The sequence below is a fragment of the Micromonospora globbae genome, assembly GCF_003610785.1.
Taxonomy (GTDB): Bacteria; Actinomycetota; Actinomycetes; order Mycobacteriales; family Micromonosporaceae; genus Micromonospora; species Micromonospora globbae.
Window position 1 is genome coordinate 238,801 of sequence record NZ_RAQQ01000005.1, and the last position, 23,000, is coordinate 261,800.

Here is a 23,000-nt window from a genome sequence, read left to right on the forward strand (position 1 = left end):
GCGGGGCTCGCAAGCTCACTCCTCGCACCGATCACTGGTACGACCTCCGGCGGTCTGGCGGTGGAATCTCGGCGCCCTTGTACTCGACCGGCACACCGCCCAGCGGGTAGTCCTTGCGCTGCGGGTGCCCCTCCCAGTCGTCCGGCATGAGGATCCGGGTCAGGCTGGGGTGGCCGTCGAAGACGATGCCGAACATGTCGTACGCCTCGCGCTCCTGCCAGTCCGCGGTCGGGTAGACCGCGGTGACGCTGGGCAGGTGGGGGTCCTCGACGGGGACCGCGGCCTCCAGCCGGACCCGGCGGCGGTACGTCATCGAGGTGAGGTGGTAGACGACGTGCAGGCGGCGCTCGTCCGCCCCCAGGTAGTCCACGCCGGACACCGAGGAGCAGAGTTCGAACCGCAGCGCCAGGTCGTCGCGCATCACCTGGCAGACCTCGGCGATCCGCTCCGGGCGGATGTGCAGGGTCAGCTCGCCGCGGTCGACCACGACCTTCTCGATGGCGTCGGCGAAGCCCGGGTACGCCTCCTCGAGCGCGTCGTACACCTCGTCGAAGTAGCCGCCGAACGGCCGCGAGGCCGCCTCGATCGGCCGGCGCTGGCGGACGAGCCCTCCGTAGCCGGAGACGTCGCCCGAGCCCTGGTTGCCGAACATGCCGCGGCCGGCGGGGCTCGACGGCGGGTGCTCGGCGGGCGCGCCGCTGCTGGCACCGGCCGGGGTCACCGGTACCGGCACACCGCCGTCGTTCGGCTTGTCCTGCGGTGCGGTCACTTCCTCACGCCCCCGTACTGCTGCACATGGTTCTGGGCCTTCATCCAGTTCTCGATCCGCAGCTGCTCCTCGCGGCCCTCGCGGACGGCCTTGGTCCACTCGGCGCGGCGGGCCTTGTCACTGCGGTACGACGACGGCATCGAGCCGTAGGGGACGATGGGAACGTCGCCGCGCTCCTTGCGGGCCTCGAGCATCTTGCGCCCGTTCGGGCCGAGCGGCTCGTGCATGATCTTCTCGCGGAGCTTGAGGATCGCGTCGATGAGCATCTCGGGCCGGGGCGGGCAGCCGGGCAGGTACATGTCGACCGGCACGATGTGGTCGACGCCCTGCACGATCGCGTAGTTGTTGAACATGCCGCCGCTGCTGGCGCAGACGCCCATCGAGAGCACCCAGCGGGGCTCGGCCATCTGGTCGTAGATCTGGCGCAGGACCGGTGCCATCTTCTGGCTCACCCGGCCGGCCACGATCATCAGGTCCGCCTGCCGGGGCGAGGCGCGGAACACCTCCATGCCCCAGCGGCCCATGTCGTAGTGGGGGCCGCCGGCCGCCATCATCTCGATGGCGCAGCAGGCCAGGCCGAACGTGGCGCCCCAGAAGGACGACTTCCGGGACCAGTTGACCAGCTTCTCCACCGAGGTGAGCAGGATGCCCGCGGGGAGCTTCTCCTCGATGCCCATCTGACGTTCCTTCCTCAGTCCCAGTCCAGGCCGCCGCGCCGCCAGACATAGGCGTACGCGACGAAGACCGCGACGATGAACAGGACCATCTCCACGAAGCCGAAGATCGGCAGGGCGTCGAACGAGACCGCCCAGGGGTAGAGGAAGATGATCTCGATATCGAAGACGATGAACAGCATCGCCGTCAGGTAGAACTTGACCGGGAACCGCCCGCCGCCCACCGGCTGCGGGCTGGGCTCGATGCCGCACTCGTACGCCTCGAGTTTGGCCTTGTTGTAGCGCCGGGGACCGGCGAAGCGGGCGGCGGCCACGGAGAACAGCGCGAACGCCGCGGCGAGGGCGAACAGCCCGACGATGGGTGCGTAAGGCGAGAGCGACATCTTCTTCTCCTGCTCGTCCTTCCCTGCCCTCGTGGTTGACGAGAATCACACTATTCACGTCCCCCGAACCGTCCTCGGCCGGGGGCGGGTCCGTCCTTCGCGGTCCGCTTCCCTCGCAGGTCACGGCCGCCGTCCTCACACCGCTGGCGCCACCTTCGTCATCGCGTTGATGACCCGGTCCATCGCGTCTCCGCCGCGCGGATCGGTGAGGTTCGCCAGCAGCTTGAGCACGAAGCGCATCAGCGTCGGGTGCGGCATCCCGTGCTTGGTCGCCATCCGCATGATCTCGGGGCGGCCGATCAGCTTCACGAAGATGCCGCCGAGCCGGTAGTAGCCCCCGAACCGGGCCTTCAGCTCGGCCGGGTAGACCTGCAACGCCCGCTCGCGGTCGGCGCCCGCCGGCCGGGCGAGCGCCTGCACGGCGACCTCGGCGGCCAGTTCGCCGGACTCCATGGCGTACGCGATGCCCTCGCCGTTGAACGGGTTCACCATGCCGCCGGAGTCGCCGACCAGCAGCACGCCCCGCGTGTAGTGCGGGACGCGGTTGAAGCCCATCGGCAGCGCGGCACCGAGGATCGGGCCGTCGGCGTTCGCCTCGTCGGTCATGCCCCAGTCGGCCGGGGTGTTGGCGAGCCAGTCGGTGAGCAGCCGGCGGTAGTTGGTCTTGCCGAACGCGGAGGACGAGTTCAGCACACCGAGGCCGACGTTGACCCGGCCGTCGCCGAGGCCGAAGATCCAGCCGTACCCGGGCAGGAGGTTGTCCCCGCTCTCCTTGCTGCGCAGCTCCAGCCAGGACTCGAGGTAGTTGTCGTCGTGCTTGGCCGGGGACCGGTAGTAGCGGCGTACCGCCACGCCGATCGGCCGGTCCTCCCGCTTGGCCAGCCCGAGCGCGAGGGGGAAGCGGCCGGAGACGCCGTCGGCCGCGACGACCAGCGGGGCGTGGAACGTCGCGGGGGCCTTCTCCGGGCCGACCTCGGCCTGCACGCCGATCACCCGCCCGTCCGCGTCGAGCACCGGGCCGGTGACGTTCGCGCTGGTGCGCAGCGTGGCGCCCGCGGCGACGGCCCGCTCGGCGAGCAGCTGGTCGAAGTCCATCCGGGTGCGGACCAGGCCGTAGTTGGGGAAGCTCGCGAGGTCGGGCCAGTCCAGCTCCAGCCGGACGCCGCCCCCGATGACCCGCAGGCCCCGGTTGTGCAGCCAGCCCGCCTCGGGCGAGGTGTCGACGCCCATCCGCACGAGTTGGCGTACGGCGCGGGGGGTCAGCCCGTCGCCGCAGACCTTCTCCCGCGGGAACTCGGTCTTCTCCAGCAGCAGCACCCGCACCCCGTGGCGGGCGAGGTGGTACGCGGTCGCCGACCCACCGGGCCCGGCACCGACGACGATCACGTCGGCGTCATGCTCCACCGCGGTCATCCGTGCCTCCTCCCGCGTGCTCGTGAAATGCTTCACAAGCCAGACGCTGGGAGTCTATGACCGACGTCTCAACCGGGTCTTATCAGGGGGGCCTAAGTTGCCGATGTGACGCCTGAGATGCGCGAAAACGCACTCGGTGTCACGCTCGGCTGGGCGCGTCCAGCCCCGCGTCGACGCGGATCGTCTCGGGCAGGTGCTCGCGCAGGGCGCCGCCGGCGGCGCGGTCGAGCGCGGCGAGCACCTCGGCGACCACCTGACGGACGTCGGCCGGGTCCGCGCCGGCAAGCTCCCGCAGTTGCGCGATGAGTTCGGCGGCGTCGTCGTCGGTGGCGTCCACCCTGTCCGCCGGCTCTGGTCCCGTCATGGGGGCGAGCTTACGCGCAAAGTGGACGAAAATCGGATATTCACGAAAAAGAGGAAGGCGCGGCTCGGGTGCGCCCCGACCGGGCCTCCCTATGACGCCTTACCGGCACCCCCGCTGGCGGCCGGCACCTGGTCGCCGGCACCGGGCTGCCGGCACCTCGGCCGGCGGCCATCGGCACCTGGTCAGCGGCCCGCCGGCACCTCGTCGCGGACGGCCCGGTGCAGGGCGACGATCCCGCCGGTGAGGTTGCGCCAGGCCACCTGCCGCCAGCCGGCCGCGCCGATGCGCCCGGCGAGCGCCGCCTGGTCGGGCCAGGCCCGGATCGACTCGGCGAGGTACACGTACGCCTCGGGGTTGCTGGAGACCGCGCGGGCCACCGCCGGCAGCGAGCGCATGAGGTACGACAGGTAGACGGTGCGGAACGCCGGGTTGACCGGGGTGCTGAACTCGCACACCACCAGCCGGCCGCCGGGGCGGGTGACCCGGGCGAACTCGCGCAGGGCGGCGTCGGTGTCGGCGACGTTGCGCAGCGCGAACGAGATGGTCACCGCGTCGAAGCTGGCGTCGGCGAAGGGCAGCCGCAGCGCGTCCCCGGCCAGCAGCGGCACGCTCGGGCGGGTGCGCTTGCCGGCGTACAGCATGCCGAGCGAGAGGTCCGCGCCGACCGCGTACGCGCCGGACTGGGCCAGCTCCTGCGTGGAGACCCCGGTGCCGGCACCCACGTCGAGCACCCGCTCGCCGGGACGCAGCCCGAGCGCGGCACGGGTGGCGCGCCGCCACGAACGGTCCTGGCCGAAGGAGAGGATCGTGTTCGTCAGGTCGTAGCGCGCCGCCACGCCGTCGAACATCGCGGCGACCTCGTGCGGCTGCTTGTCGAGGCTGGCGCGCTGGCCCTGGGGGGTACGACTCACCCCTCCACTCTGCCAGCCACCGTCACGGTGACCGTCGGGTGGGTCCGCGTACACGCAGGGGCGGGGTGGTACGCACCACCCCGCCCCTGTCGGTGAGTGTCCGCTCAGTCGGTCGACTCCTCGTCGCCGGGGTTCACGAGCACGACCCGGCGGCGCCGCGAGAGCAGCAGCAGGACGGCGCCGGCCAGCACGACGGCCGCGCCGACGCCACCGATCAGGCCGACCTGCACGCCGGTCACCGGCAGGCCGCCGCCACCGTCGCCGCCGCCCCCACCGCCGGGGCCCGGCGTCGTGGTCACGGTCGCGCTCGGCGTGACGCCCGGCGTGGTCGTGGTACCGGGGGTCGGGGTCGCCGTCGGGGTGACGGTGGGCGTGACCGTCGGGGTGACGGTCGGCGTGACCGACGGGCTCGGCTGCGCCGTGAGGTCCACGAACGCCTCGAAGGTCGTGTGGTTGTCCAGCATGTCGACCTCGGTGAAGGTCTTCCGCTGCCGCTGCGTCGCGACCCGCGGCTCCTCCAGCGGCTCGCCCTCGGCCACGTCCAGGCCGTACGCGAAGAGGTCGCCCTCGTGGAGCACCGGCTCGGTGACGTCCTCGCCGACCTTCACCCGGACGTCCGCCGTGTAGTACTGGCCCGGCTTGACCACGGCCCCGGCGTCCTCGCAGAAGAGCTGGGCCTTGCCGAGGAACTCCTGTTCGAGGCAGCCCTCCGGCTTCTGCACGAAGCTCACGCCGGCCGGCAGGGTCAGGCCGTAGAAGATGCCGGTGGCCTTGCGGCTGCCGTCGTTGTAGACCGCCCAGTCCAGCGGCACGGTCTCGCCGCGCGGGACCGGCTTCAGGTCGGGCTCGTCGGCGACCGCACCGTTGACGACGACGTTGGCCTGCACGTCCTGCACCCAGGCCGTCAGGTCGTAGCCGGGCTTGCCCACGTGGACGGGCACCTCGACGATCTCGTCGCCGAGGTCGCGCTCCGGGGTGGTGGTGGCGACCCCGACCATGAGCACGCCGCCGTCGCCCCTGCCGCCCGTGCTGAACAGCGGCACCCCGACGTCCTCGCTGGTGCCGGCCGGCAGGGTTCCGAGGCTGCACTGGTACATGTCGGCGTCGATGACGAAGCAGCCGTCGGGCACCACGAAGCCGACCCGCTTCGGCTTGAGGTCGGTGGTCTTCACCCGGAAGCTGACGTTCTCCGCGTCGACGGTGCCGACGTTCCGGACGGTGAACTTGAAGGGCTTGGCCTTGGCTTCCTTGACGCCCTTGGCCAGCTCGGTGCTGATGGGAATGACGGCGAGGTCCGGCGTGTCGGCGGCGTGCGCCGGCGCGGCCACGGTCGCCAGGCCGCCGGCGGCGAGCAGAGCCACGGCGCCGGCGCGTGCCAGCGCCGAACGGTGGATGAGTCTCATCGGTCCCCCGGGGTTAGGGATGAGAAGGAGGAATGGTGTGACGAACCCGTGGGACGTTATCGAAGGTCGATCTTTGACGCCAGCGGCGGCCGGGCGAATTCATCCACTCGGACGGGACCGGATGGACGGTGCGGGCGGGATGGTGACCCATCCCGCCCGCATCGCCCTGCGTTATGTGAACGGCCCTCATGGGCCGATGGAGGACTCGCCCGTCCCGGCGAGCCGGTCGCGTCGTACGGCCAGGCTAGTTGACCTGGACCAGCGGCAACGGCTTTCCGGCGCCACCACCCGGCAGGGCGATCGAGGAGAAGTGCGAGACCACCCGGTCGTCGGTCGGGTCGTCCTCCGGGGTCCAGTGGACGGCCAGCCGGTGGTAGAGGGTGTCCCGCTGGGCGGGGATCCGGTCCGCGGACCGGATCATCCCGATCAGCTCGTGCAGGTTGGACCGGTGCCGGGCGCCGGCCGACGAGATGACGTTCTCCTCCAGCATGATCGACCCGAGGTCGTCGACACCCATGTGGAGCGCGAGCTGCCCGACGTCCTTTCCGGTCGTCAGCCAGGACGCCTGCAGGTGCGGCACCGTCTCGAAGAAGAGCCGGGCCACCGCGATCAGGCGCAGGTACTCCACCGTGGTCGCCTGCGTACGCCCCTTGAGGTGGTTGTTCTCCGGCTGGTACGTCCACGGGATGAACGCCCGGAAGCCGCCGGTGCGGTCCTGCACGTCGCGGATCATCCGCAGGTGCTCGATGCGCTCGGCGTTGGTCTCGCCGGTGCCCATCATCATGGTCGCGGTCGACTCCAGGCCCTGGCGGTGCGCCAGCTCCATGACCTCCAGCCACCGCTCGCCGGACTCCTTCAGCGGGGCGATGGCCTTGCGCGGCCGCTCGGGCAGCATCTCGGCGCCCGCCCCGGCGATCGAGTCCAGGCCGGCGGCCTTGATCCGGGCGATCGCCTCGTCGAGGCTCACCCCGGAGACCTTGGCCATGTGCAGGATCTCGCTCGGGCCGATGGAGTGGATGGCGAGCTGCGGGTACGCCTGCTTGACGGCCGAGAACAGCTCCTCGTAGTACTCCACGCCGTAGTCCGGGTGGTGCCCGCCCTGGAGCATCACCTGGGTGGCGCCGAGTTCGACCGCCTCGCCGCAGCGGCGCAGGATCTCCTCGGTCGGGTGGGTCCAGCCCTCCTTGTGCTTCGGGGCACGGTAGAAGGCGCAGAACTTGCACGCCGTCACGCAGACGTTCGTGTAGTTGATGTTGCGGTCGATCAGGTACGTGACGATGTTGTCCGGGTAGCGCCGCCGGCGCACCGCGTCGGCCGCCTCACCGAGGGCGTGGAAGGGCGCGTCGGTGTAGAGGAGCAGTGCCTCCTCGGGCGTGATCCGCCCGCCGTCCGCGCCGCGCTGCAGGATGTCGTCGATCTCCCGGCTCACCGTCACGCTCCCGAGCCTACGTCGCCCCACGGTCCCCGCCACGGCGGTGTCCCCGCCCGTGTCACGCACCCCACGCCCCCACCCCCCGCGATCTTGCACTTTGCGCCCCCGTCCTGTCCGGATTCGCGGCAAAGGTCGGGGCAGCAACTGCAAGATCGCGGGGAACGGGGTGGGTCACGCGTCGTAGTCCACGACCAGCCTGTCCGTCAGGGGGCTGGACTGGCAGGTGAGGATGTACCCGGCGGCCACCTCGTCCGGCTCCAGCGCGTAGTTGCGGGCCATCGTGACCTCGCCCTCCACGACCTTCGCCCTGCAGGTCGAGCACACCCCGCCCTTGCAGGCGTACGGCAGCTCGCCGCGGACCTTCAGGGCGGCGTCGAGCACCCGCTCGTCGCGGCGCATCGTGAGGCTCGACGACCGGCCGTCGAGCATGATCGTCACCTCCGTACCGGCGCCGGCCTCCTCGGCGGGGCGGCGCGGCGGCTCGGGCGGGGCGTCGACGTGGAACAGCTCGGTGTGCACCGCCGAGTCCGGCACACCCCGCGCGGCGAGCACCTCCTGGACGTCGACGACCATCCCGTACGGGCCGCAGAGGAACCACTCCTCGATCCGGTCGCCGGGCACGAGGGTGTCCAGCAGCCGGCCCATCCGGTCGGCGTCGATCCGGCCGGAGAGCAGCGGCGACTCGCCCTGCTCGCGGGAGAGCACGTGCACCAGGTGCAGCCGCGTGGGATACCGGTCCTTCAGGTCGGCCAGCTCCTCGGCGAACATCACGGTGTTCGCCCGCCGGTTGCCGTACACCAGGGTGACGGTGCTCTCTGGCTCGACCGCGAGCGCCGTCGCGACCAGCGCGAGCACCGGGGTGATGCCGGAGCCGGCGGCCACCGCGCCGTAGTGGCGGGCCCGACCGGGGTCGAACGCCGTGGTGAAGTGCCCGAGCGGGGACAGCACCTCGACGGTCTCGCCTCCGCGCAGCGACCCGCAGGCGAAGGTGGAGAAGGCGCCGCCGGGCACCTCCCGTACGCCGATCCGCAGCCGGCCGTGGCGGGCCAGCTCGTCCGGCGTGGAGCAGATGGAGTACGACCGGCGCACGTCCGTGCCGTCCTCGGTGACCCGCCGTACGGTCAGGTGCTGCCCGGCGCGGAACGCGTAGGTCTCCCGCAGTTCCTCGGGCACGGCGAACGTGATCGCCACGGCGTCGTCGGTGAGCCGGTCGACGGCGGCGACCGGCAGGGGGTGGAAGACCGGCCGGCGACGGACCGGCCGCTTGATGGTGACAGTCACAACGCCTTCAGGTGGTCGAAGGGTTCGGAGCAGGAACGGCACCGCCAGAGCGCCTTGCAGGCGGTCGAGCCGAAGCGGCTGAGCTGCTCGGTCTCCGGGGAGCCGCAGCGCGGGCACCGCACGCTGAGGGTCAGCGGGACGACGCCGCGCGGGCGTACCGGCGCCGGCGGGGCGATGCCCGCGCCGGCCAGCTTGGCGCGACCCGAGTCGGAGATCCAGTCGGTGCTCCAGGCGGGGTGGTGGACCGTGCGGACCTCCGCGTCGGGATGGCCGGCCGCGGCGAGCGCCCTCCGGATGTCGGCGCGGATCACGTCCATGGCCGGGCACCCGGTGTAGGTGGGTGTGATGGTGACCACCACCCGGCCGGTCGCCGGATCCTCCTCGACCGACCGCAGGATGCCCAGCTCGTCGATGGTGAGCACCCGGATCTCGGGGTCCACCACCGCGGCCACGGCCTCCCTCGCAGTCACCATCTCGCCCCCGGATGGGCCCGGTGCAGCACCTGCATCTCGGCGAGCAGGTACGACAGGTGCTCCGTGTGCAGGCCGTCCCGCCCGCCGGCGGGCGCCCAGCCGCTCTCCGGCCGGGTGAGCGTCGCCTCGGCCAGCACCTCGGTGACGACCCGCTCGAACTCCGGCCGCAGCGTCGACGGGTCGACCGGCGCGCCCGGGTCGGGGGCGAACAGCTCCGCCGTGTACGGCCAGATCTCGTCGACGGCGGCCTGCATCCGCCGGTGCGACTCCTCGGTGCCGTCGCCGAGCCGCCGCACCCAGAGCGAGGCGTGGTCCAGGTGGTACGCCGACTCCTTGCGCGCCTTCGCCCCGATGGCGACCAGCCGCTCGTCGGCGCCGCCGGCCAGCGCGGTGTAGAGGGGCAGCTGGTACGCGGAGAGGAACAGCAGCTTCGCCATGGTGACGGCGAAGTCCCCGTTGGGCAGCTCGACCAGGAGGCAGTTGCGGAACTCCCGGTCGTCGCGCAGGAACGCCAGCGCGTCCTCGTCCCGGCCGGCGCCCTCCAGCTCGCCCGCGTACGTGAGCAGCAGCCGGGCCGCGCCGAGCTGGTCGAGGGCGATGTTGGCCAGGGCGATGTCCTCCTCCATCTCCGGCGCGCGGGTGGTCCACTCGGCCAGCCGCTGCGCGGCGATGAGCGCGTCGTCGCCGAGCCGGAGGGTGAACTCGAAGGGGCCGTTCACGCCGTCACCTCGCTCCGCTCGCCGGCGGCGCGAAGCGCCCCGTCGCCGAGCTGGCCGGTTCGCTCGCTCCGCTCGCTCACAGGTGCGCCACCCCGTCCGGCACCTCGTAGAAGGTGGGGTGGCGGTAGACCTTGTCGGCGGCGGGGTCGAAGAAGGCGTCCTTCTCGTCCGGGCTGGACGCGGTGATCGCGCCGGCGGGCACCACCCAGATGGACACGCCCTCCTGCCGGCGGGTGTAGAGGTCCCGGGCGTTGCGCAGGGCCAGCTCCGCGTCGGGGGCGTGGAGGCTGCCGACGTGGGTGTGCGACAACCCGCGCCGCGCCCGCACGAAGACCTCCCACAGAGGCGACGGATCGCTCACGCTGCCACCTTCTCCTTCTTCTCCGCCGCGCGCTTCGCGGCGTACGCCGCCGCGGCCTCCCGTACCCAGGCGCCCTCGGCGTGGGCCCGGCGGCGGTGCGCCATCCGCTGCCGGTTGCAGGGCCCGTCCCCGGAGATCACCCGCATCAGCTCGTCGTAGTCGGGCTGCGTGAAGTCGTACGCCTGGCGCTCCTCGTTCCAGCGCAGGTCCGGGTCGGGGATGGTGAGCCCGAGGACCTCGGCCTGCTGCACGCACATGTCGACAAAGCGCTGGCGCAGCTCGTCGTTGGAGAAGCGCTTGATCTTCCACGCCATCGACTGCGCGGAGTGCGTCGACTCGCCGTCCGGCGGGCCGAACATGGCCAGCGACGGGTACCACCAGCGGTTCACCGCGTCCTGGGCCATCGCCTTCTGCGCCGGGGTGCCGTGCGACAGCGAGTGCAGGATCTCGTAGCCCTGCCGCTGGTGGAACGACTCCTCCTTGCAGATGCGGATCATCGCCCGGGCGTACGGCCCGTAGGAGCAGCGGCACAGCGGCACCTGGTTGACGATCGCCGCGCCGTCGACCAGCCAGCCGATGGCACCGACGTCGGCCCAGGTGAGCGTGGGGTAGTTGAAGATCGAGCTGTACTTCTGCCGGCCGTTCAGCAGCAGGTCGACCAGTTCGTCCCGGCTCACGCCGAGCGTCTCGGCGGCCGCGTAGAGGTAGAGCCCGTGGCCGGCCTCGTCCTGGACCTTGGCGAGCAGGATCGCCTTGCGCTTGAGCGAGGGCGCCCGGCTGATCCAGTTCCCCTCCGGCTGCATGCCGATGATCTCGGAGTGGGCGTGCTGGGCGATCTGCCGGATCAGCGTCTTCCGGTACTTCTCCGGCATCCAGTCCCGTGGCTCGATCTTCTGATCGGCCTCGATGACCTCGGCGAAGTATCCCGCCAGGTCGTCGTCGGAGGCGGGTGCGCCGCGGCGCTGGCGGGCCGCCGCCTCCCGCAGGGCGGCTTCGGCCGCCTCGACCTCACCGAGCAGGCCGCCGCCGGGTGCCTCCTCCGGGGGGCCGAAGTCGTTGCCATACATGAGGTCAAGTGTTACAGCTTGCGGCTGATGACACCAGAGGGTGTAACAGGGAAACCGGCGTCCGACACCCGCCCTCGGCGGCCGATCCTTACGGACGCTTAAGAGTGGGCGTATAACGTGCGTCACGAAACAAAGATGAATGCCCCCAGAAGCCTCATAACGGTTCGATATCCCGTCTTCATGGCAACTTGCCAGGCGCCGGACTCTGGCATATCGCACTTCCGGACGTAGACTTTCGGCGGCACACCGCCGGCTGCGACAGTCGCCGTCCCCAACGGGCCACGCACCCTCCCGGCCCGGGCGAGCCAGCCGGTCCCTTCGGCAACACAGCCGGTCCCCCCGGCCCTGACATCTGGAGCTCACCCACTCATGCGTTCCCGCGTGACCATGGTGCTCGCCGTCGTCGCGGTCCTCCTCGGTGGCGTCCTGCTCGTTCCGGCCGCGTACGCCCGCCTCGCCGGCGACGACGGCGGAGAGGGCGGCGCCGGAGGCGGATCCAGCGTGGCGGCGCCCGCGCCCACCCCGCCCCCACCGCCGACCCTGGCCGCCGGTCCGGTCTCGGTGAACTTCAAGGGCGAATTCTTCTCCTGGGCCCTCATGGACCGCACGACCGGCGAGATCTCCGGGTCGAAGAACATGGCCTCGACCAGTTCGACGGAGTCGATGATCAAGGCCTGGATCGTCAGCGACTACCTGCGCGAACTCGGCGACAAGAAGCCGTCGGACGCGCTGCTGAAGGCGGCCAGCCGCGCGATCCGGGACAGCGACGACACCGCCGCCAACAAGGTGTGGGCGGCGACCGGCGGCTCCTACAGGGTGTACCCGAACGGCCAGCCGAACCCGGTGATCAAGCGGGCCATCAGCATCTGCGGCCTCACCGACACCAAGCGCGGCAACGTGTCGGGGTACGAGGGCTGGTGGAGCTTCACCCGCATGTCGCCCCGGGACGCCGTCCGGCTCGGTGACTGCATCGCCGACGGCAGGGCGGCCGGCCCCACCTGGACCAAGTGGGTGCTCACCGAGATGAGCAAGGTCCGCGGCAGCGTGTCGGACCAGCACGCCACGTACGGCGGCGGGAAGTGGGGGATCGTCGACGGCCTGCCGGCGTCGATCAAGGCGCAGGGCCCGGTCAGCATCAAGAACGGCTGGACCCCCCTCATGTACGACGGCAACTGGCACGTCAACTGCCTCGCGGTCACCGACAAGTGGAGCCTGGCCGTGATGATGCGGTACCCGCAGAAGAGCGGCCTCAGCTACGGCGCGAAGGTCTGCGCGAGCGTGGCCAGCCAGCTCGTGACCCCGCAGCCCGGCGCCGCGCTCAAGGTGCCGCAGCAGCCGGTCGGGAAGCTCTGATGGCCGGCGGCCGGCGGGGCGGCGAGGCCTCCCCGCTGCGGCTGATCGCCGTCGCGGTGATCCTGATCGGACTGGTGCTCGTCTCGCTGCGCCTGCTGCCGGGTTCCCCGTTCCAGTCGGAGGCCGCGGCACGGTGGGGTTCGCCCACCGGCCAGTCCGCGCGCTCCACCGGCACCCCCGGTGACCGCAGCACGCGCCCGTCGGCGCAGCCGAGCCCCAGCCCCTCGCTCGCCCCGCTGCCGTTCGAGGCCAGGGATCTCGACCTCGACATCGAGGGCTGGTACGGCTGGGCCGTGCTGGACCGCCGCACCGGCGAGATCATCGGTTCGGACACCATGGACGAGACCAGCACGACGGCGTCCCTCATCAAGTCGTGGATCGTGGCGGACTACCTGCGCCGCGCCGACGAGAAGGGGCAGACGCCCAGCGACGCGAAGCTGGCCGACGCCACCCGGATCATCCGGGACAGCGACAACACCCGCGCCGAGCAGTTCTACGACACCGTCGGCCGGTCGGCCTCGATCAAGCGGGCGATCTCGATGTGCGGTCTCACCGACAGCAGCGTCGCCGCCGACGGCGGCTGGAGCCGTACCGCCCTCTCACCACGCGACGTCGCCCGGCTCGGCGACTGCATCGCCGACGGCAAGGCGGCCGGGCCCGAGTGGACGGACTGGCTGCTCGACGAGATGCGGCAGGTCCGCGGCACCGGCGACTTCGGCATCCGCAAGGCGTTCCCCGCCGCGGAACGGAAGCAGATCGCCATCAAGAACGGGTGGATCGACCGGACCAGGGAGCAGGAGATGCACATCAACTGCCTCGCCATCGGCGACACCTGGACGATGGGCGTGATGGTCCGGTACCCGATCGGCATGGGCTACGACTACGGCATGAAGAACTGCCAGAAGATCACCGAGGCCCTGCTCCGCCCCGGCGTCTGACGGCGTCGGCCGCCGTCAGCCGGCGAAGAACTCGGGACCGCCGGCCGGCAGGGCCGGGGCCTCGCCGAGGGCGGCGGCCCGGCGGGCGAACTCCCGCAGACCGGCCACCTGCCGCTCACCGAGGGAGAAGTCCAGGGTCCGGAAGTACGTGGCCAGCGTCTCCGCGTCGAACGGCTCCCACCGGGCCCCGGCCGCGGCCACCTGGTCCAGCTCGGCGAGGCAGAGGTCACGCGAGCGCAGGAACGCCTCGTGCACCTCCTTCACGAGGCCCGGGTGGGCGGCGGCGAAGTCGCGGCGTACGGCCCAGACGGCGAAGACCATCGGCAGCCCGGTCCAGTCGCGCCAGGCCTGCCCCAGGTCGGTGACCTCGAGACCGCGCTGCGGCGCCTCGTAGAGGGCACGCAGCGCCACGTCACCGATCACCACGGCCGCGTCCGCCTCCAGGAGCATCTGGGTCAGGTCGGGCGGGCAGCGGAAGTAGTCGGGGCGTACCCCGTACCGCTCGCCGAGCAGCAGTTGCGCGAGCAGCACCCCGGTCCGCGAGGTGGAGCCGAGCGCGACCCGCGCCCCGTCCAGCTCCGCGAGCGGCCGGGTGGAGACGATGTTGACCGACAGCACCGGCCCGTCGCTGCCCACCGCGAGGTCCGGCAGGAGCAGCAGTTCGTCGGCGTGGCGCAGGTACTCCAGGTTCGAGATGGGCCCGATGTCCAGGTCGCCGGCGACCAGCGCGGCGTTCAGCCGGTCCGGCGTGTCCTTGTGCAGGTCCACGTCGAGCAGGGCGCCGGAGCGCATCAGCCCCCAGTAGATCGGCAGACAGTTCAGGAACTGGATGTGTCCGACCCGCGGGCGGGCGATGCGTTCAGCCATGACCCGACCGTAGCCCCGCCCGGGACGGCCGGCTCAGCGACCCGGCGCCGGAGTGGCCAACCCCGCATCCGGCTCCCGTGCCGACCGCGGTCCCACGGCGGGCTCCACCGCCGCCACCGCGGCGCGCGCCGCCCGCTCCGGCAGCCGGGCCGCCCGCTCCGCACGGGCCGCCCGGGAGAGAGGTACGAGCAGCACGGCGACCGCCACCAGCCCGGCGAGCCCGGCGGCGGCGACCAGGGGCCGGGGGTCGAGCAGTTCGAGCAGGAGCCCTCCGGTCAGGTAGCCCACCATGGCCGCGCCCTGGACGGCGCCGCCGTAGATCGCGAAGGCCCGCCCGCGCGCCGTCTCCGGCACCCGGCGCGCCATGAGCACGTTCCCGAAGACGTTGTTGCCGCCGTTGAAGGCCCCGCCGACGAGGAAGATCGGGATGATCAGCAGGGCAGTGGGGACGGCCGCCGCGGCCAGCACCATGAGGCAGCAGCCACCGAGCATGGCGAGCCCCGCACGGGCGAGCGCGCCGTCCTGCCGGAACCGCGCGACGGCCCGGGCGAAGATCCATGCGCCGACCAGCACGCCGAGCGTCCAGGAGCCGGTGACCAGCCCGTACATGGTGGTGCTGCTGCCCAGCGTCTCGCGGATGAAGAAGACCTCCACCACGTTGATGGCGCCCACGGCGGCGATCACTCCGGCCACCCCCGTGACGGTGGCGAGGAGCAGCGGGTCGCGCCGCAGGCGCCACGCGACCGCCGGGGTGCCGCCGGCCGCCGGCGCCGGCCGCGCGCCGCCCCGCCGCGTCCGGATCAGCAGCCCGGCCGCCACGAGGACGAGGTAACTGGCGGCGTCGACCAGCAGGGGGATGCGGGTGCCGAAGCTACCGACCAGCACCCCGGCGAGGGCGGGACCGGCGAGCGCGCCGAGCGTGCCGGCGGTCTGGTGCAGGGCGCTGGCGCGCGGCAGGTCCTCGCTGCGCACCATCGCGGGAACCAGCGCGGCGAGCACCGGCTGGGTCACGGCGAGCCCGGCCGCGAGCAGTCCGACCAGGACGATCACCAGCGCCGGATGCCCGGTGTAGGCGAGTGCGAGGGAGACGCCGGACTGCGCCAGGCCGGCGACGACGAGCAGGGTGCGGCTGTCCACCCGGTCGGCCAGCCGCCCGGTCAGCGGTGCGAGCACGACCAGCGGCAGGGTCGCGGCCATGAGCAGCCCGGAGACGGCGAGGCCGCCGGCGCCGGCGCTCTGCAGGGCGAGCGTGAGCGCGCTCGCGGCGAGGAAGTCCCCGCAGCTCGAGATGCCTCGGGCGGCGGTGACGAGCCAGACGTCCGACCAGCGCGACGCCACAGGTGTGAAGGACATACTTCGAAAATAATCCTTCACACCCGTGATGGGCAACCCCCGTCACTCCACGGGCAGCGCCTTGTAGTGGATCGAGACGGTCCGGGCACCGGCCGGCGGGTCGGTCCGCGTCCGCTTGCGGTACGGCTCCAGCAGCCGGTCGATCGCGTCGTTCAGCTCGGTCAGCTCCTCCGCCGTGAGCAGCAGTTGGCTGTCGGAGAGGCGGGCGGCCGCGTACCACTCGGGCGGCTCGGTCGACGCCCGCCGCAACCAGCCGCGGCTGCGATCCAGCTCGCGGCCGAGCCACGCCTCGATGAGCGCGGTCTGCGCCGCCACCGCGTCGGGCTCGGCGTCACGCCCGGCATCCACCTCCCAACTGGAGCCGACCGTCCGCCAGACCCGCTCCCGCGCGTCACCCCGGCTCGGCGCCGGCTCCACGAGCCCGGCCTTGGCCAGTTCCCGCAGGTGGTAGCTGGTGGCGCTCGGCGACTGGCCGACGATCTCCGCGCACTCGGTGGCCGTCGCACCCTCCGGGAGCGAGCTCAGGTGTTCCATGATCGTGAGTCGGGCCGGATGGGCCAGCGCCCGCATCACCTGCGGATCGCTGATCCTCACCCCGCGCCGCTCCGCACGCGGCTCGGTCATCCCCCCATGATCCCGGCCGGGCCCCCGACCCGTCATCCGCCCCGCGTGACGCGTCGCCGGCGATCACCCGGCCCGCCGCGGGAAGCCCCGCCGGCCGGGGCGCGGGGGCGGCGACCAGCCGGAACCGGGCCGGCGGCCGGACGCTCCGAAAATCGGTGGCCGTGAGCCGGCTCCCCGCGTAGGGTGGACGACCGCGCGCTGAGGCGCGCCCTCTGCCTGCGGGCACAGCCGGCACCGCGTCGACGGAGCGCCGGGCGGCCCAGGTCAACCGATCACACGAAACGCACCGGAAGGTCGCCTCGGATGACCCTTGCTGCCCAGACCTCGGACAACCCCGCCCCACCGGCCCCCCTCGACCGCGAACTGGCCGCCGAACGGTCCCATCTCGACGCGTCGCGGGACGCGCTGCGCCGGATGCGGGAACGCGCGGAGGCCCTGTTCGCCACCGGTGACAAGGTCGCCGGGGACGCGTACACCGCCGAGCAGCTCGGTCGGCACATGGCCCGGCGGGTCAAGGAACTGGCCGACGACCCGACCACCCCGCTCTTCTTCGGACGGCTCGACTTCGGCGACGGTGACCCGGACCATGCCGGCCGGTGCTACCACGTCGGGCGGCGGCACGTCACCGACGAGGCGGGCGAGCCGATGGTGCTGGACTGGCGGGCGCCCGTCTCGCGGTCCTTCTACCGGGCCAGCGCCCGCGACCCGCAGGGGGTGGCGGTCCGGCGCCGGTTCGGGTTCAGCGCGGGCGTCCTGACCAGCTTCGAGGACGAGCACCTCGACCGGGGCGAGGAACTGGGCACGGCGAGCCGGATCCTGACCGCCGAGATCGAACGGCCGCGCGTCGGGCCGATGCGCGACATCGTGGCCACCATCCAGCCGGAACAGGACGAACTCGTCCGCGCCGGCCTCGCGGACTCGATCTGCGTCCAGGGCGCGCCCGGCACCGGAAAGACCGCCGTCGGGCTGCACCGCGCCGCGTACCTGCTCTACCAGCACCGGGAACGGCTGCGCCGGGCCGGCGTGTTGATCGTCGGCCCGAACCGGGCCTTCCTGTCGTACATCGCGGCCGTGCTGCCCGCGCTCGGCGAGGTCGAGGTCGAACAGTCCACGGTGGAGGACCTGGTCGCCCGGGTGCCCGTGCGGGCGGTCGACGACCCGGACACGGCCGCGCTCAAGCACGACGTGCGCATGGCGGAGGTGCTGCGCCGCGCGCTCGACGCCCACATCGGCGAGCCCACCGAGCCGATCATGGTTTCCGACGGCTCGTTCCGTTGGCGGATCGGGCTGGAGCCGCTGCACCGGGTGGTCGAGGAGACCCGCCGGGAGGGCCTCCCGTACGGCGTGGGCCGGGAGCGGGTCCGGGCCCGGGTCGTGAGCCTGCTGCAACGGCAGGCCGAGGCGCGGCGCGCCGAGTCGCCGAGCGACGCCTGGCTGCGCCGGATGGCGAAGTGCCGGCCGGTGGCCGCCTTCGTCGACGCGGTCTGGCCGGCGCTCACCCCGGAGGGGCTCGTGCACACCCTGCTCGCCGACCCGGCCACGCTCGCGGCGGCGGCCGACGGGGTGCTCACTGCCGACGAGCAGGCGCTGTTGCAGGGCCGAGCCGCCGACCGGCCGGCGGGTCGCGGTGGCAGCGGCACGAAGCTCGGCCGCACCCCGAAGGCGACGCGGTGGACGGCGGCGGACGCGGTGCTCGTCGACGAGGCGGCCGGGCTGCTCGAGCGGGCCGCCGGGTTCGGCCACGTCGTGGTGGACGAGGCCCAGGACCTCTCCCCCATGCAGTGCCGGGCCATCGCGCGCCGCAGCGAGCACGGGTCCATCACCCTCCTCGGCGACCTGGCCCAGGGCACCGCCCCCTGGGCCGCCACCGACTGGCGGGAGACCCTGGCCCATCTGGGCAAGCCGGACGCCGCCGTGGTCCCGCTGACCGTCGGCTTCCGGGTGCCGGCCGCCGTGGTCGCGTTCGCGAACCGCCTGCTCCCGGCACTCGCCGTGGACGTGCCCCCGGCCGAGTCGCTCCGCCGCGACGGTGAACTCGCCGTGCGTACGGTGACCGACCTGACCGCCGCGACGGTGGCCGAGGTGCGCGCGGCGCTCGCCCACGACGGCTCGATCGGTGTGATCGCCACGGACGACGCCGTGGACGGACTGCGGTCGGCGCTCGCCGACGCGGGCGTGACCACCGCGACCGCCGACGACGTGGAGGCCGCGGCGCGGGTCACCGTGGTGCCGGCGACGCTGGTCAAGGGCCTGGAGTACGACCACGTGGTGGTCGTCGAACCCGCCGCGATCGTGGCCGCCGAGCCGCGCGGCCTGCACCGGCTCTACGTGGTGCTGACCCGGGCGGTGTCCCGGCTGTCGGTGCTGCACCGGGAGCCGCTGCCGGCCCTCCTGGCCGACTGAGCGGCCGACGGGCCGCGCCGGCTGACCGGCCTGGCCCGCGACCCGCTCAGCGGGACAGGGCGGCGGCGACCTCGCGCAGCGAGCGTCCCGACTCGGCGATGGGCACGGTGAAGGCCAGCCAGGAGCCGTCGGCGAAGTCGAGGCGCAGCCGCTTCGGGTTGAGCCGGTGCCAACCCACCCGGGCCGACACCACCTCGACGCGCGGCGCCGACCAGGCGACCTGGGTCTCCGCCAGGGAGCGCTCCTCGTCCTCCCGCCGGGACAGCAGCTTCATCGGCCCGCTCACGCAGACCAGCAGCCGCCGGTCCGTGGCGGCCACGACGACGTCCCGCACGGACACGTCCGCCCGGGGCCGCAGTGCGTGGTGCAGCCGGGAGGCGGCCGAGCCGGGCTCGCCCCGACCCGCGATCCCCCAGACGATCCGGTCCACGAGCCGGTCGCCCCTGGCCCAGCTGACCAGGGGGGTGACCAGGTTGAGCAGCACGGACCCGGCGCTCACCCGGCCGGCGGGCGCCCCCGCCCCCGCCGCGTCGGGCGGAGGGGCCGGCGTGGCGCCGTGCGCAGGCTCGGCCTTCGCGTACGCCAGCACCTGCTCGCCCGGCTCGACGAGCTCACCGATCCGACGGCGGTACCTGGACTCGTCCATCGGTTCAGTATCGGCCGTAACCGTCGTCGGGCCGGCGGTCGGCGCCCGGGGCGTCGCCCATGACCTCCCCGACGATCTCGCGCACCCGGGCCGCGGCCGCCTCCTGCGCGCGGTTCGCGGCGGCGGTGAACTCCTCGGCGAGGGTGTACGAGTCGAGCCGCATTGCCCGGGCGTTGATCTCCGTGGAGAGGATCTTGCCGTCGGCCGCGGCGGTCACCGTCACCAGCCCGGAGTCGCTCACCCCCTGGGCGCTGCTCTGCTCCAGCTCCGCCATCCGGTCGGCGAGCTGGCGCTGCCAGCCGTCCAGGTTGCGGGCCAGCGCCTCGATCCGGTCCAGGGCGGGGAAGGTCATGGCTGCCTCTCAGTTCACGATCGAGTCGAAGACGTTCTGCACACCCGTGGTGTACGGGCCGAGGTCCTCCCGGTAGGTGCCGTCCACCAGGTAGTTGCGGTCCTTCTGGCCGTCGGAGACGTCGTGCAGACCGACGCCGGTGTCCAGGAGCGCGCCGCCGATGCCGGGCACGTTCACCGGCGAGGCCTGGTTGATCGCGAACCGGCCCGGGAAGAGGATCGCGGCCCGTTTCACCTTGAACTCCAGCGCCTCCCGGGTGTAGCCGGACTTGTTCCACGCCCGGTACGCCTTCTTGGCCTTGCGCAGCTCCATGACGACCCGGCGGTACTTGGTGAGCAGCTCGGCGACCTTCTCCAGCTTGGTCACGAGCTTCGTGAGGATCTCGGCGAACCGGGCGACGATCTTGCACATGCGGCCGACCGTCGTGGCGAGGCGGGCCAGCACCCGGACCACGGTGGCGGCCAGCGTCACGCCCGCGCTGAGCACGGCGGCCACCGCCGCGATGATGACCTCGGTGAGGAACCAGAGCAGGAACTCCAGGATCAGCTCGACCAGGAGGTTGAACGCCTCGACGGCCGCGTTGGCCGCGTCGACCAGCACCTCCTTCGTACCGTCCAGGCCCTTCGCCAGCTCCTCGATGGCCTCCTCGACGGACTCCATCGACTCGTGGAACTTCTCCGCCGCGTCGCCCGTCCACGCGCCGCGCAGCCGCGCCCGGTCGGCGATCTGGTCGCCGGCGATCTGCCGGACCGCCTCGCCGGTGGTCAGCGCGAGCTGCGCCGCCTTCATGAGGTCGTCGGGCTCACCGGCGACCAGCTCCAGCAGCTGCTCGAACGGCCAGAGCACGGCCTCCGAGAGCGGCTTGAACGGGTCGGGGGTGCCCGACACGATCTGCTCGAAGTAGGTCTTGTTGCGCTGGAGCGCCTCGGTGCTCACTGAACCCCTCCTCAGGAGCCCGGCGTGAACATGTCGTTGTTGGCCACGTCCGTCCCCGTGTACGCGTCGGCCGTGTCGGTGAGCCCGTCGGCGATGTCGTCCATCATCTCGGCGCCCTCCTCCAGCCCCTGCAGGCACGCCTCGAACTGCTCGGCGTACGCGGCGGCGAGGCTGAACGACGCCGGCATGATCCCGAAGGCGTGCCGGGGCACGTGCCCGTCGTGGAACACGCGCCGCAGCTCGCGGAACCGGGTGGCCCGGTCCCGGGAGGCGGCGGCGAACGCGGTGAGCGCCTCCGGTTGGACGTCGAGATTCCTGCTCGGACTCGTCACGGACCCTCCCCAGTGCCCAGTCGCCACCCGCGCGTGGACGTCGCGGTACGTGGCCGACGGGGAACCACCCTAAGCGATCCGGGAAATTCGTGCGCCGCCCCGGCCGTTCGGGGGGCGACGCGGGTGGCGTCGGCACGGTAGACAGGGAGCCGGCCGGTCCACCGGCAGCCCGCCCGGCAAAGGAGATCCCGCATGATCCTGGCCCGCGCCGTACAGGCCAGTCGCCGCTACGGCGACGTCCTCGCCCTCGACCGGGTCGACCTCGACGTCCGCGCCGGTGAGTTGGTCGGTCTGCTCGGCCCCAACGGCGCCGGCAAGAGCACCCTCATGAACCTGCTCGTCGGGCTGCGCCGCCCGACCTCGGGCCGGGTCGAACTCTTCGACGGCGATCCCCGGGACCCGGCGTCGCGACGGCAGGTCGGTGTGACGCCACAGGAGACCGGCCTGCCCGGCACGCTGCGCGTCGGGGAGGTGGTCGACTTCGTGGCCGCCCACTACCCCGACCCGGTGCCCCGCGGCGAACTGCTCGACCGGTTCGGCCTGAGCGACCAGGTGCGGCGGCAGACCGGCGGCCTCTCCGGCGGGCAGCGCCGGCGGCTCGCCGTGGCGCTCGCCTTCGTGGGCCGGCCCCGCCTCGTGCTGCTCGACGAGCCGACCACCGGGCTCGACGTGGAGGCGCGGCACACCCTCTGGGACGCCGTCCGGGCGTTCCACGCCGACGGCGGCACGGTGCTGCTCAGCAGCCACTACCTGGAGGAGGTGGAGGCACTGGCGCACCGCGTCGTGGTGATCGGGCAGGGCCGCGTGCTCGCCGACGACACCGTGGACGCGGTGCGGGCCGTGGTCGGCGTACGCCGGGTCAGCCTGGTCGCCGACGACCTGCCGGAGCTGCCCGGCGTGGTCCGCACCGAGCGGGTCGACGGCCGGGTCCACCTGCTCACCACCGACGCCGACCAGCTCGTCCGGGAGCTCGTCACCGCCGGGGTCGCGTTCACCGACCTGGAGGTGCGCCCCACGTCACTGGAGGAGGCGTTCCTCGCCATCACGGCCGAGGAGCAGCCGGGCGGCGGTACGCCGGCCGCCCGCCAGGGAGACGGCCCGCCGGATGCCGGGAGCCGGCCGTCCGGACCCGGTGACCGCCCGACCACCGCCGCCGCGGGCGGCCGACCGGCAACCGCCTGAGGAGACGGCCCCATGCACCTCGCCCTGGTCCACACCCGCTACCAGCTCCTGGAGATCGTCCGGATCCCGGTCGCCATCTTCGGCAGCGCCTTCTTTCCGGCCGCCGCGATGCTCTTCTTCGTGGTCCCGTTCGCCGGCAAGGACCCGGTCGGCGCCACGTACGCCACCGCGTCGATGGTGACCTTCTCGGTGATGAGCGCCAACATCTTCCAGTACGGCATCGGCGTGGCCGAGGACCGGGACCAGCCCTGGAACCCGTACACCCGGACCCTGCCGGCCGGGTCGGCGCCGCGGTTCGCCGGCCGGGTGCTCGCCGGCCTGGTGATCACGTACGTCTCGCTGATCCCGGTGGTGGTGATCAGCGCGACGCTCACCGCGGCGCGGATCACCCCGGCGGCGTTCCTGCTGGCGGCCGTCACCGTCGCCGTGGTGTCGGTGCCGTTCACGTTGATGGGGCTCGCCATCGGCTACTCGCTGCCCAGCAAGGCGGCGATCGTGGTCGCGCAGCTCGTGTTCTTCCCGCTCGCGTTCGGCGGCGGCCTGCTCTCCGCCCCGGACGAGGCGCCGGGGTTCATCGAGGCGGTCGCCCCCTACCTGCCCACCCGGGGCGCGGTCGAACTCATGTGGGCGGCCGTCGGCGACTACCCGGTGCGTCCGCTGTCGCTGGCCATGCTCGGCGTCTGGGTGGTCGTCATGGCAGGGCTGGCCGGCTGGGCGTACCGGCGGGACGAGGGTCGCCGGTTCAGCTGAGCATTTGTCCGTTT

At 72.7% G+C, this 23,000-nt stretch carries 25 protein-coding genes; 5 read left to right on the forward strand and 20 right to left on the reverse strand.

The annotated features are described in order from the left end of the window. Positions 1 to 31: 31 nt before the first annotated feature. From D7I43_RS09085 to paaA, 13 genes are all read right to left on the reverse strand, one after another. A complete protein-coding gene (locus D7I43_RS09085; protein ID WP_120327972.1) occupies positions 32 to 769 on the reverse strand; it encodes an NADH-quinone oxidoreductase subunit C in 738 nt (245 codons plus the stop codon). Continuing rightward, complete coding sequence (locus D7I43_RS09090; protein ID WP_120327973.1) at positions 766 to 1,446, reverse strand: NuoB/complex I 20 kDa subunit family protein; 681 nt, start codon at positions 1,444 to 1,446, stop codon at positions 766 to 768. Before D7I43_RS09090 ends, D7I43_RS09085 begins: the two co-directional genes overlap by 4 nt. A 14-nt stretch (positions 1,447 to 1,460) precedes the next feature. Then, entirely contained in the window at positions 1,461 to 1,826 is a 366-nt protein-coding gene (locus D7I43_RS09095; RefSeq protein ID WP_120327974.1) for an NADH-quinone oxidoreductase subunit A, read from the reverse strand. Positions 1,827 to 1,961: 135 nt separating this feature from the next. Continuing rightward, a complete protein-coding gene (locus tag D7I43_RS09100; protein WP_120327975.1) occupies positions 1,962 to 3,239 on the reverse strand; it encodes a geranylgeranyl reductase family protein in 1,278 nt (425 codons plus the stop codon). A 139-nt stretch (positions 3,240 to 3,378) separates the two neighbouring features. Beyond that, the gene (locus D7I43_RS09105; protein WP_120327976.1) at positions 3,379 to 3,603 is read right to left on the reverse strand and encodes a hypothetical protein; all 225 of its coding nucleotides are present in this window, start codon (positions 3,601 to 3,603) and stop codon (positions 3,379 to 3,381) included. 182 nt (positions 3,604 to 3,785) lie between these two features. Next, positions 3,786 to 4,514, reverse strand: a complete 729-nt coding sequence (locus tag D7I43_RS09110) for a demethylmenaquinone methyltransferase (RefSeq protein ID WP_120327977.1) — start codon at positions 4,512 to 4,514, stop codon at positions 3,786 to 3,788. 104 nt (positions 4,515 to 4,618) lie between these two features. Next, positions 4,619 to 5,917 carry a COG1361 family protein gene (locus tag D7I43_RS09115; protein ID WP_120327978.1) on the reverse strand — a complete coding sequence of 433 codons (1,299 nt, stop codon included), beginning with the start codon at positions 5,915 to 5,917 and terminating at the stop codon, positions 4,619 to 4,621. 244 nt (positions 5,918 to 6,161) lie between these two features. Next, positions 6,162 to 7,352: a cyclic dehypoxanthinyl futalosine synthase gene (mqnC, locus tag D7I43_RS09120; RefSeq protein ID WP_120327979.1), complete on the reverse strand. Its 1,191-nt coding sequence runs from the start codon at positions 7,350 to 7,352 to the stop codon at positions 6,162 to 6,164. 168 nt (positions 7,353 to 7,520) lie between these two features. Then, complete coding sequence (paaE, locus tag D7I43_RS09125) at positions 7,521 to 8,630, reverse strand: 1,2-phenylacetyl-CoA epoxidase subunit PaaE (protein ID WP_120327980.1); 1,110 nt, start codon at positions 8,628 to 8,630, stop codon at positions 7,521 to 7,523. Beyond that, positions 8,627 to 9,103, reverse strand: a complete 477-nt coding sequence (paaD, locus tag D7I43_RS09130) for a 1,2-phenylacetyl-CoA epoxidase subunit PaaD (protein WP_120327981.1) — start codon at positions 9,101 to 9,103, stop codon at positions 8,627 to 8,629. Before paaD ends, paaE begins: the two co-directional genes overlap by 4 nt. Further along, the gene (gene paaC / locus D7I43_RS09135) at positions 9,097 to 9,822 is read right to left on the reverse strand and encodes a 1,2-phenylacetyl-CoA epoxidase subunit PaaC (protein ID WP_120327982.1); all 726 of its coding nucleotides are present in this window, start codon (positions 9,820 to 9,822) and stop codon (positions 9,097 to 9,099) included. The genes paaD and paaC overlap by 7 nt, the downstream gene beginning before the upstream one ends. A gap of 76 nt (positions 9,823 to 9,898) precedes the next feature. Beyond that, complete coding sequence (paaB, locus tag D7I43_RS09140) at positions 9,899 to 10,183, reverse strand: 1,2-phenylacetyl-CoA epoxidase subunit PaaB (protein ID WP_120327983.1); 285 nt, start codon at positions 10,181 to 10,183, stop codon at positions 9,899 to 9,901. Continuing rightward, a complete protein-coding gene (paaA, locus tag D7I43_RS09145; protein WP_120327984.1) occupies positions 10,180 to 11,250 on the reverse strand; it encodes a 1,2-phenylacetyl-CoA epoxidase subunit PaaA in 1,071 nt (356 codons plus the stop codon). The genes paaB and paaA overlap by 4 nt, the downstream gene beginning before the upstream one ends. A 369-nt stretch (positions 11,251 to 11,619) precedes the next feature. On the opposite strand from paaA, the gene D7I43_RS09150 reads away from it, so the two are divergent. Beyond that, on the forward strand, positions 11,620 to 12,603 hold the full coding sequence (locus D7I43_RS09150) for a hypothetical protein (protein WP_120327985.1): 984 nt from the start codon (positions 11,620 to 11,622) through the stop codon (positions 12,601 to 12,603). After that, positions 12,603 to 13,541 carry a serine hydrolase gene (locus D7I43_RS09155; protein ID WP_120327986.1) on the forward strand — a complete coding sequence of 313 codons (939 nt, stop codon included), beginning with the start codon at positions 12,603 to 12,605 and terminating at the stop codon, positions 13,539 to 13,541. The genes D7I43_RS09150 and D7I43_RS09155 overlap by 1 nt, the downstream gene beginning before the upstream one ends. Positions 13,542 to 13,556: 15 nt before the next feature. Here the strand turns inward: D7I43_RS09155 and D7I43_RS09160 are convergent, their stop codons facing one another. The 3 genes from D7I43_RS09160 to D7I43_RS09170 are packed head-to-tail and all read right to left on the reverse strand — an operon-like array spanning position 13,557 to position 16,385. Further along, positions 13,557 to 14,408: a menaquinone biosynthetic enzyme MqnA/MqnD family protein gene (locus D7I43_RS09160; protein WP_120327987.1), complete on the reverse strand. Its 852-nt coding sequence runs from the start codon at positions 14,406 to 14,408 to the stop codon at positions 13,557 to 13,559. 33 nt (positions 14,409 to 14,441) lie between these two features. Continuing rightward, positions 14,442 to 15,761: an MFS transporter gene (locus D7I43_RS09165; protein ID WP_120327988.1), complete on the reverse strand. Its 1,320-nt coding sequence runs from the start codon at positions 15,759 to 15,761 to the stop codon at positions 14,442 to 14,444. Between the two features lie 42 nt (positions 15,762 to 15,803). After that, positions 15,804 to 16,385: an ArsR/SmtB family transcription factor gene (locus D7I43_RS09170; RefSeq protein WP_120327989.1), complete on the reverse strand. Its 582-nt coding sequence runs from the start codon at positions 16,383 to 16,385 to the stop codon at positions 15,804 to 15,806. 303 nt (positions 16,386 to 16,688) lie between these two features. Between D7I43_RS09170 and D7I43_RS09175 the strand changes: the two genes are divergently transcribed. Continuing rightward, positions 16,689 to 18,788: a HelD family protein gene (locus tag D7I43_RS09175; RefSeq protein ID WP_120327990.1), complete on the forward strand. Its 2,100-nt coding sequence runs from the start codon at positions 16,689 to 16,691 to the stop codon at positions 18,786 to 18,788. Positions 18,789 to 18,834: 46 nt separating this feature from the next. Here the strand turns inward: D7I43_RS09175 and D7I43_RS09180 are convergent, their stop codons facing one another. Genes D7I43_RS09180 through D7I43_RS09195 form a run of 4 tightly spaced genes read right to left on the reverse strand, consistent with a single transcriptional unit; the run spans position 18,835 to position 21,054 of the window. Beyond that, on the reverse strand, positions 18,835 to 19,434 hold the full coding sequence (locus tag D7I43_RS09180) for a hypothetical protein (protein WP_120327991.1): 600 nt from the start codon (positions 19,432 to 19,434) through the stop codon (positions 18,835 to 18,837). 4 nt (positions 19,435 to 19,438) lie between these two features. Beyond that, a complete protein-coding gene (locus tag D7I43_RS09185; RefSeq protein WP_120327992.1) occupies positions 19,439 to 19,786 on the reverse strand; it encodes a YbaB/EbfC family nucleoid-associated protein in 348 nt (115 codons plus the stop codon). Positions 19,787 to 19,795: 9 nt separating this feature from the next. Then, on the reverse strand, positions 19,796 to 20,722 hold the full coding sequence (locus D7I43_RS09190; protein ID WP_120327993.1) for a WXG100 family type VII secretion target: 927 nt from the start codon (positions 20,720 to 20,722) through the stop codon (positions 19,796 to 19,798). Positions 20,723 to 20,733: 11 nt separating this feature from the next. Next, on the reverse strand, positions 20,734 to 21,054 hold the full coding sequence (locus D7I43_RS09195; RefSeq protein WP_120327994.1) for a type VII secretion target: 321 nt from the start codon (positions 21,052 to 21,054) through the stop codon (positions 20,734 to 20,736). 192 nt (positions 21,055 to 21,246) lie between these two features. Here D7I43_RS09195 and D7I43_RS09200 point away from each other — a divergent pair, with 192 nt between their 5' ends. Further along, complete coding sequence (locus D7I43_RS09200) at positions 21,247 to 22,236, forward strand: ABC transporter ATP-binding protein (RefSeq protein ID WP_120327995.1); 990 nt, start codon at positions 21,247 to 21,249, stop codon at positions 22,234 to 22,236. Between the two features lie 12 nt (positions 22,237 to 22,248). After that, complete coding sequence (locus D7I43_RS09205) at positions 22,249 to 22,986, forward strand: ABC transporter permease (protein ID WP_120327996.1); 738 nt, start codon at positions 22,249 to 22,251, stop codon at positions 22,984 to 22,986. Positions 22,987 to 23,000: the final 14 nt, after the last annotated feature.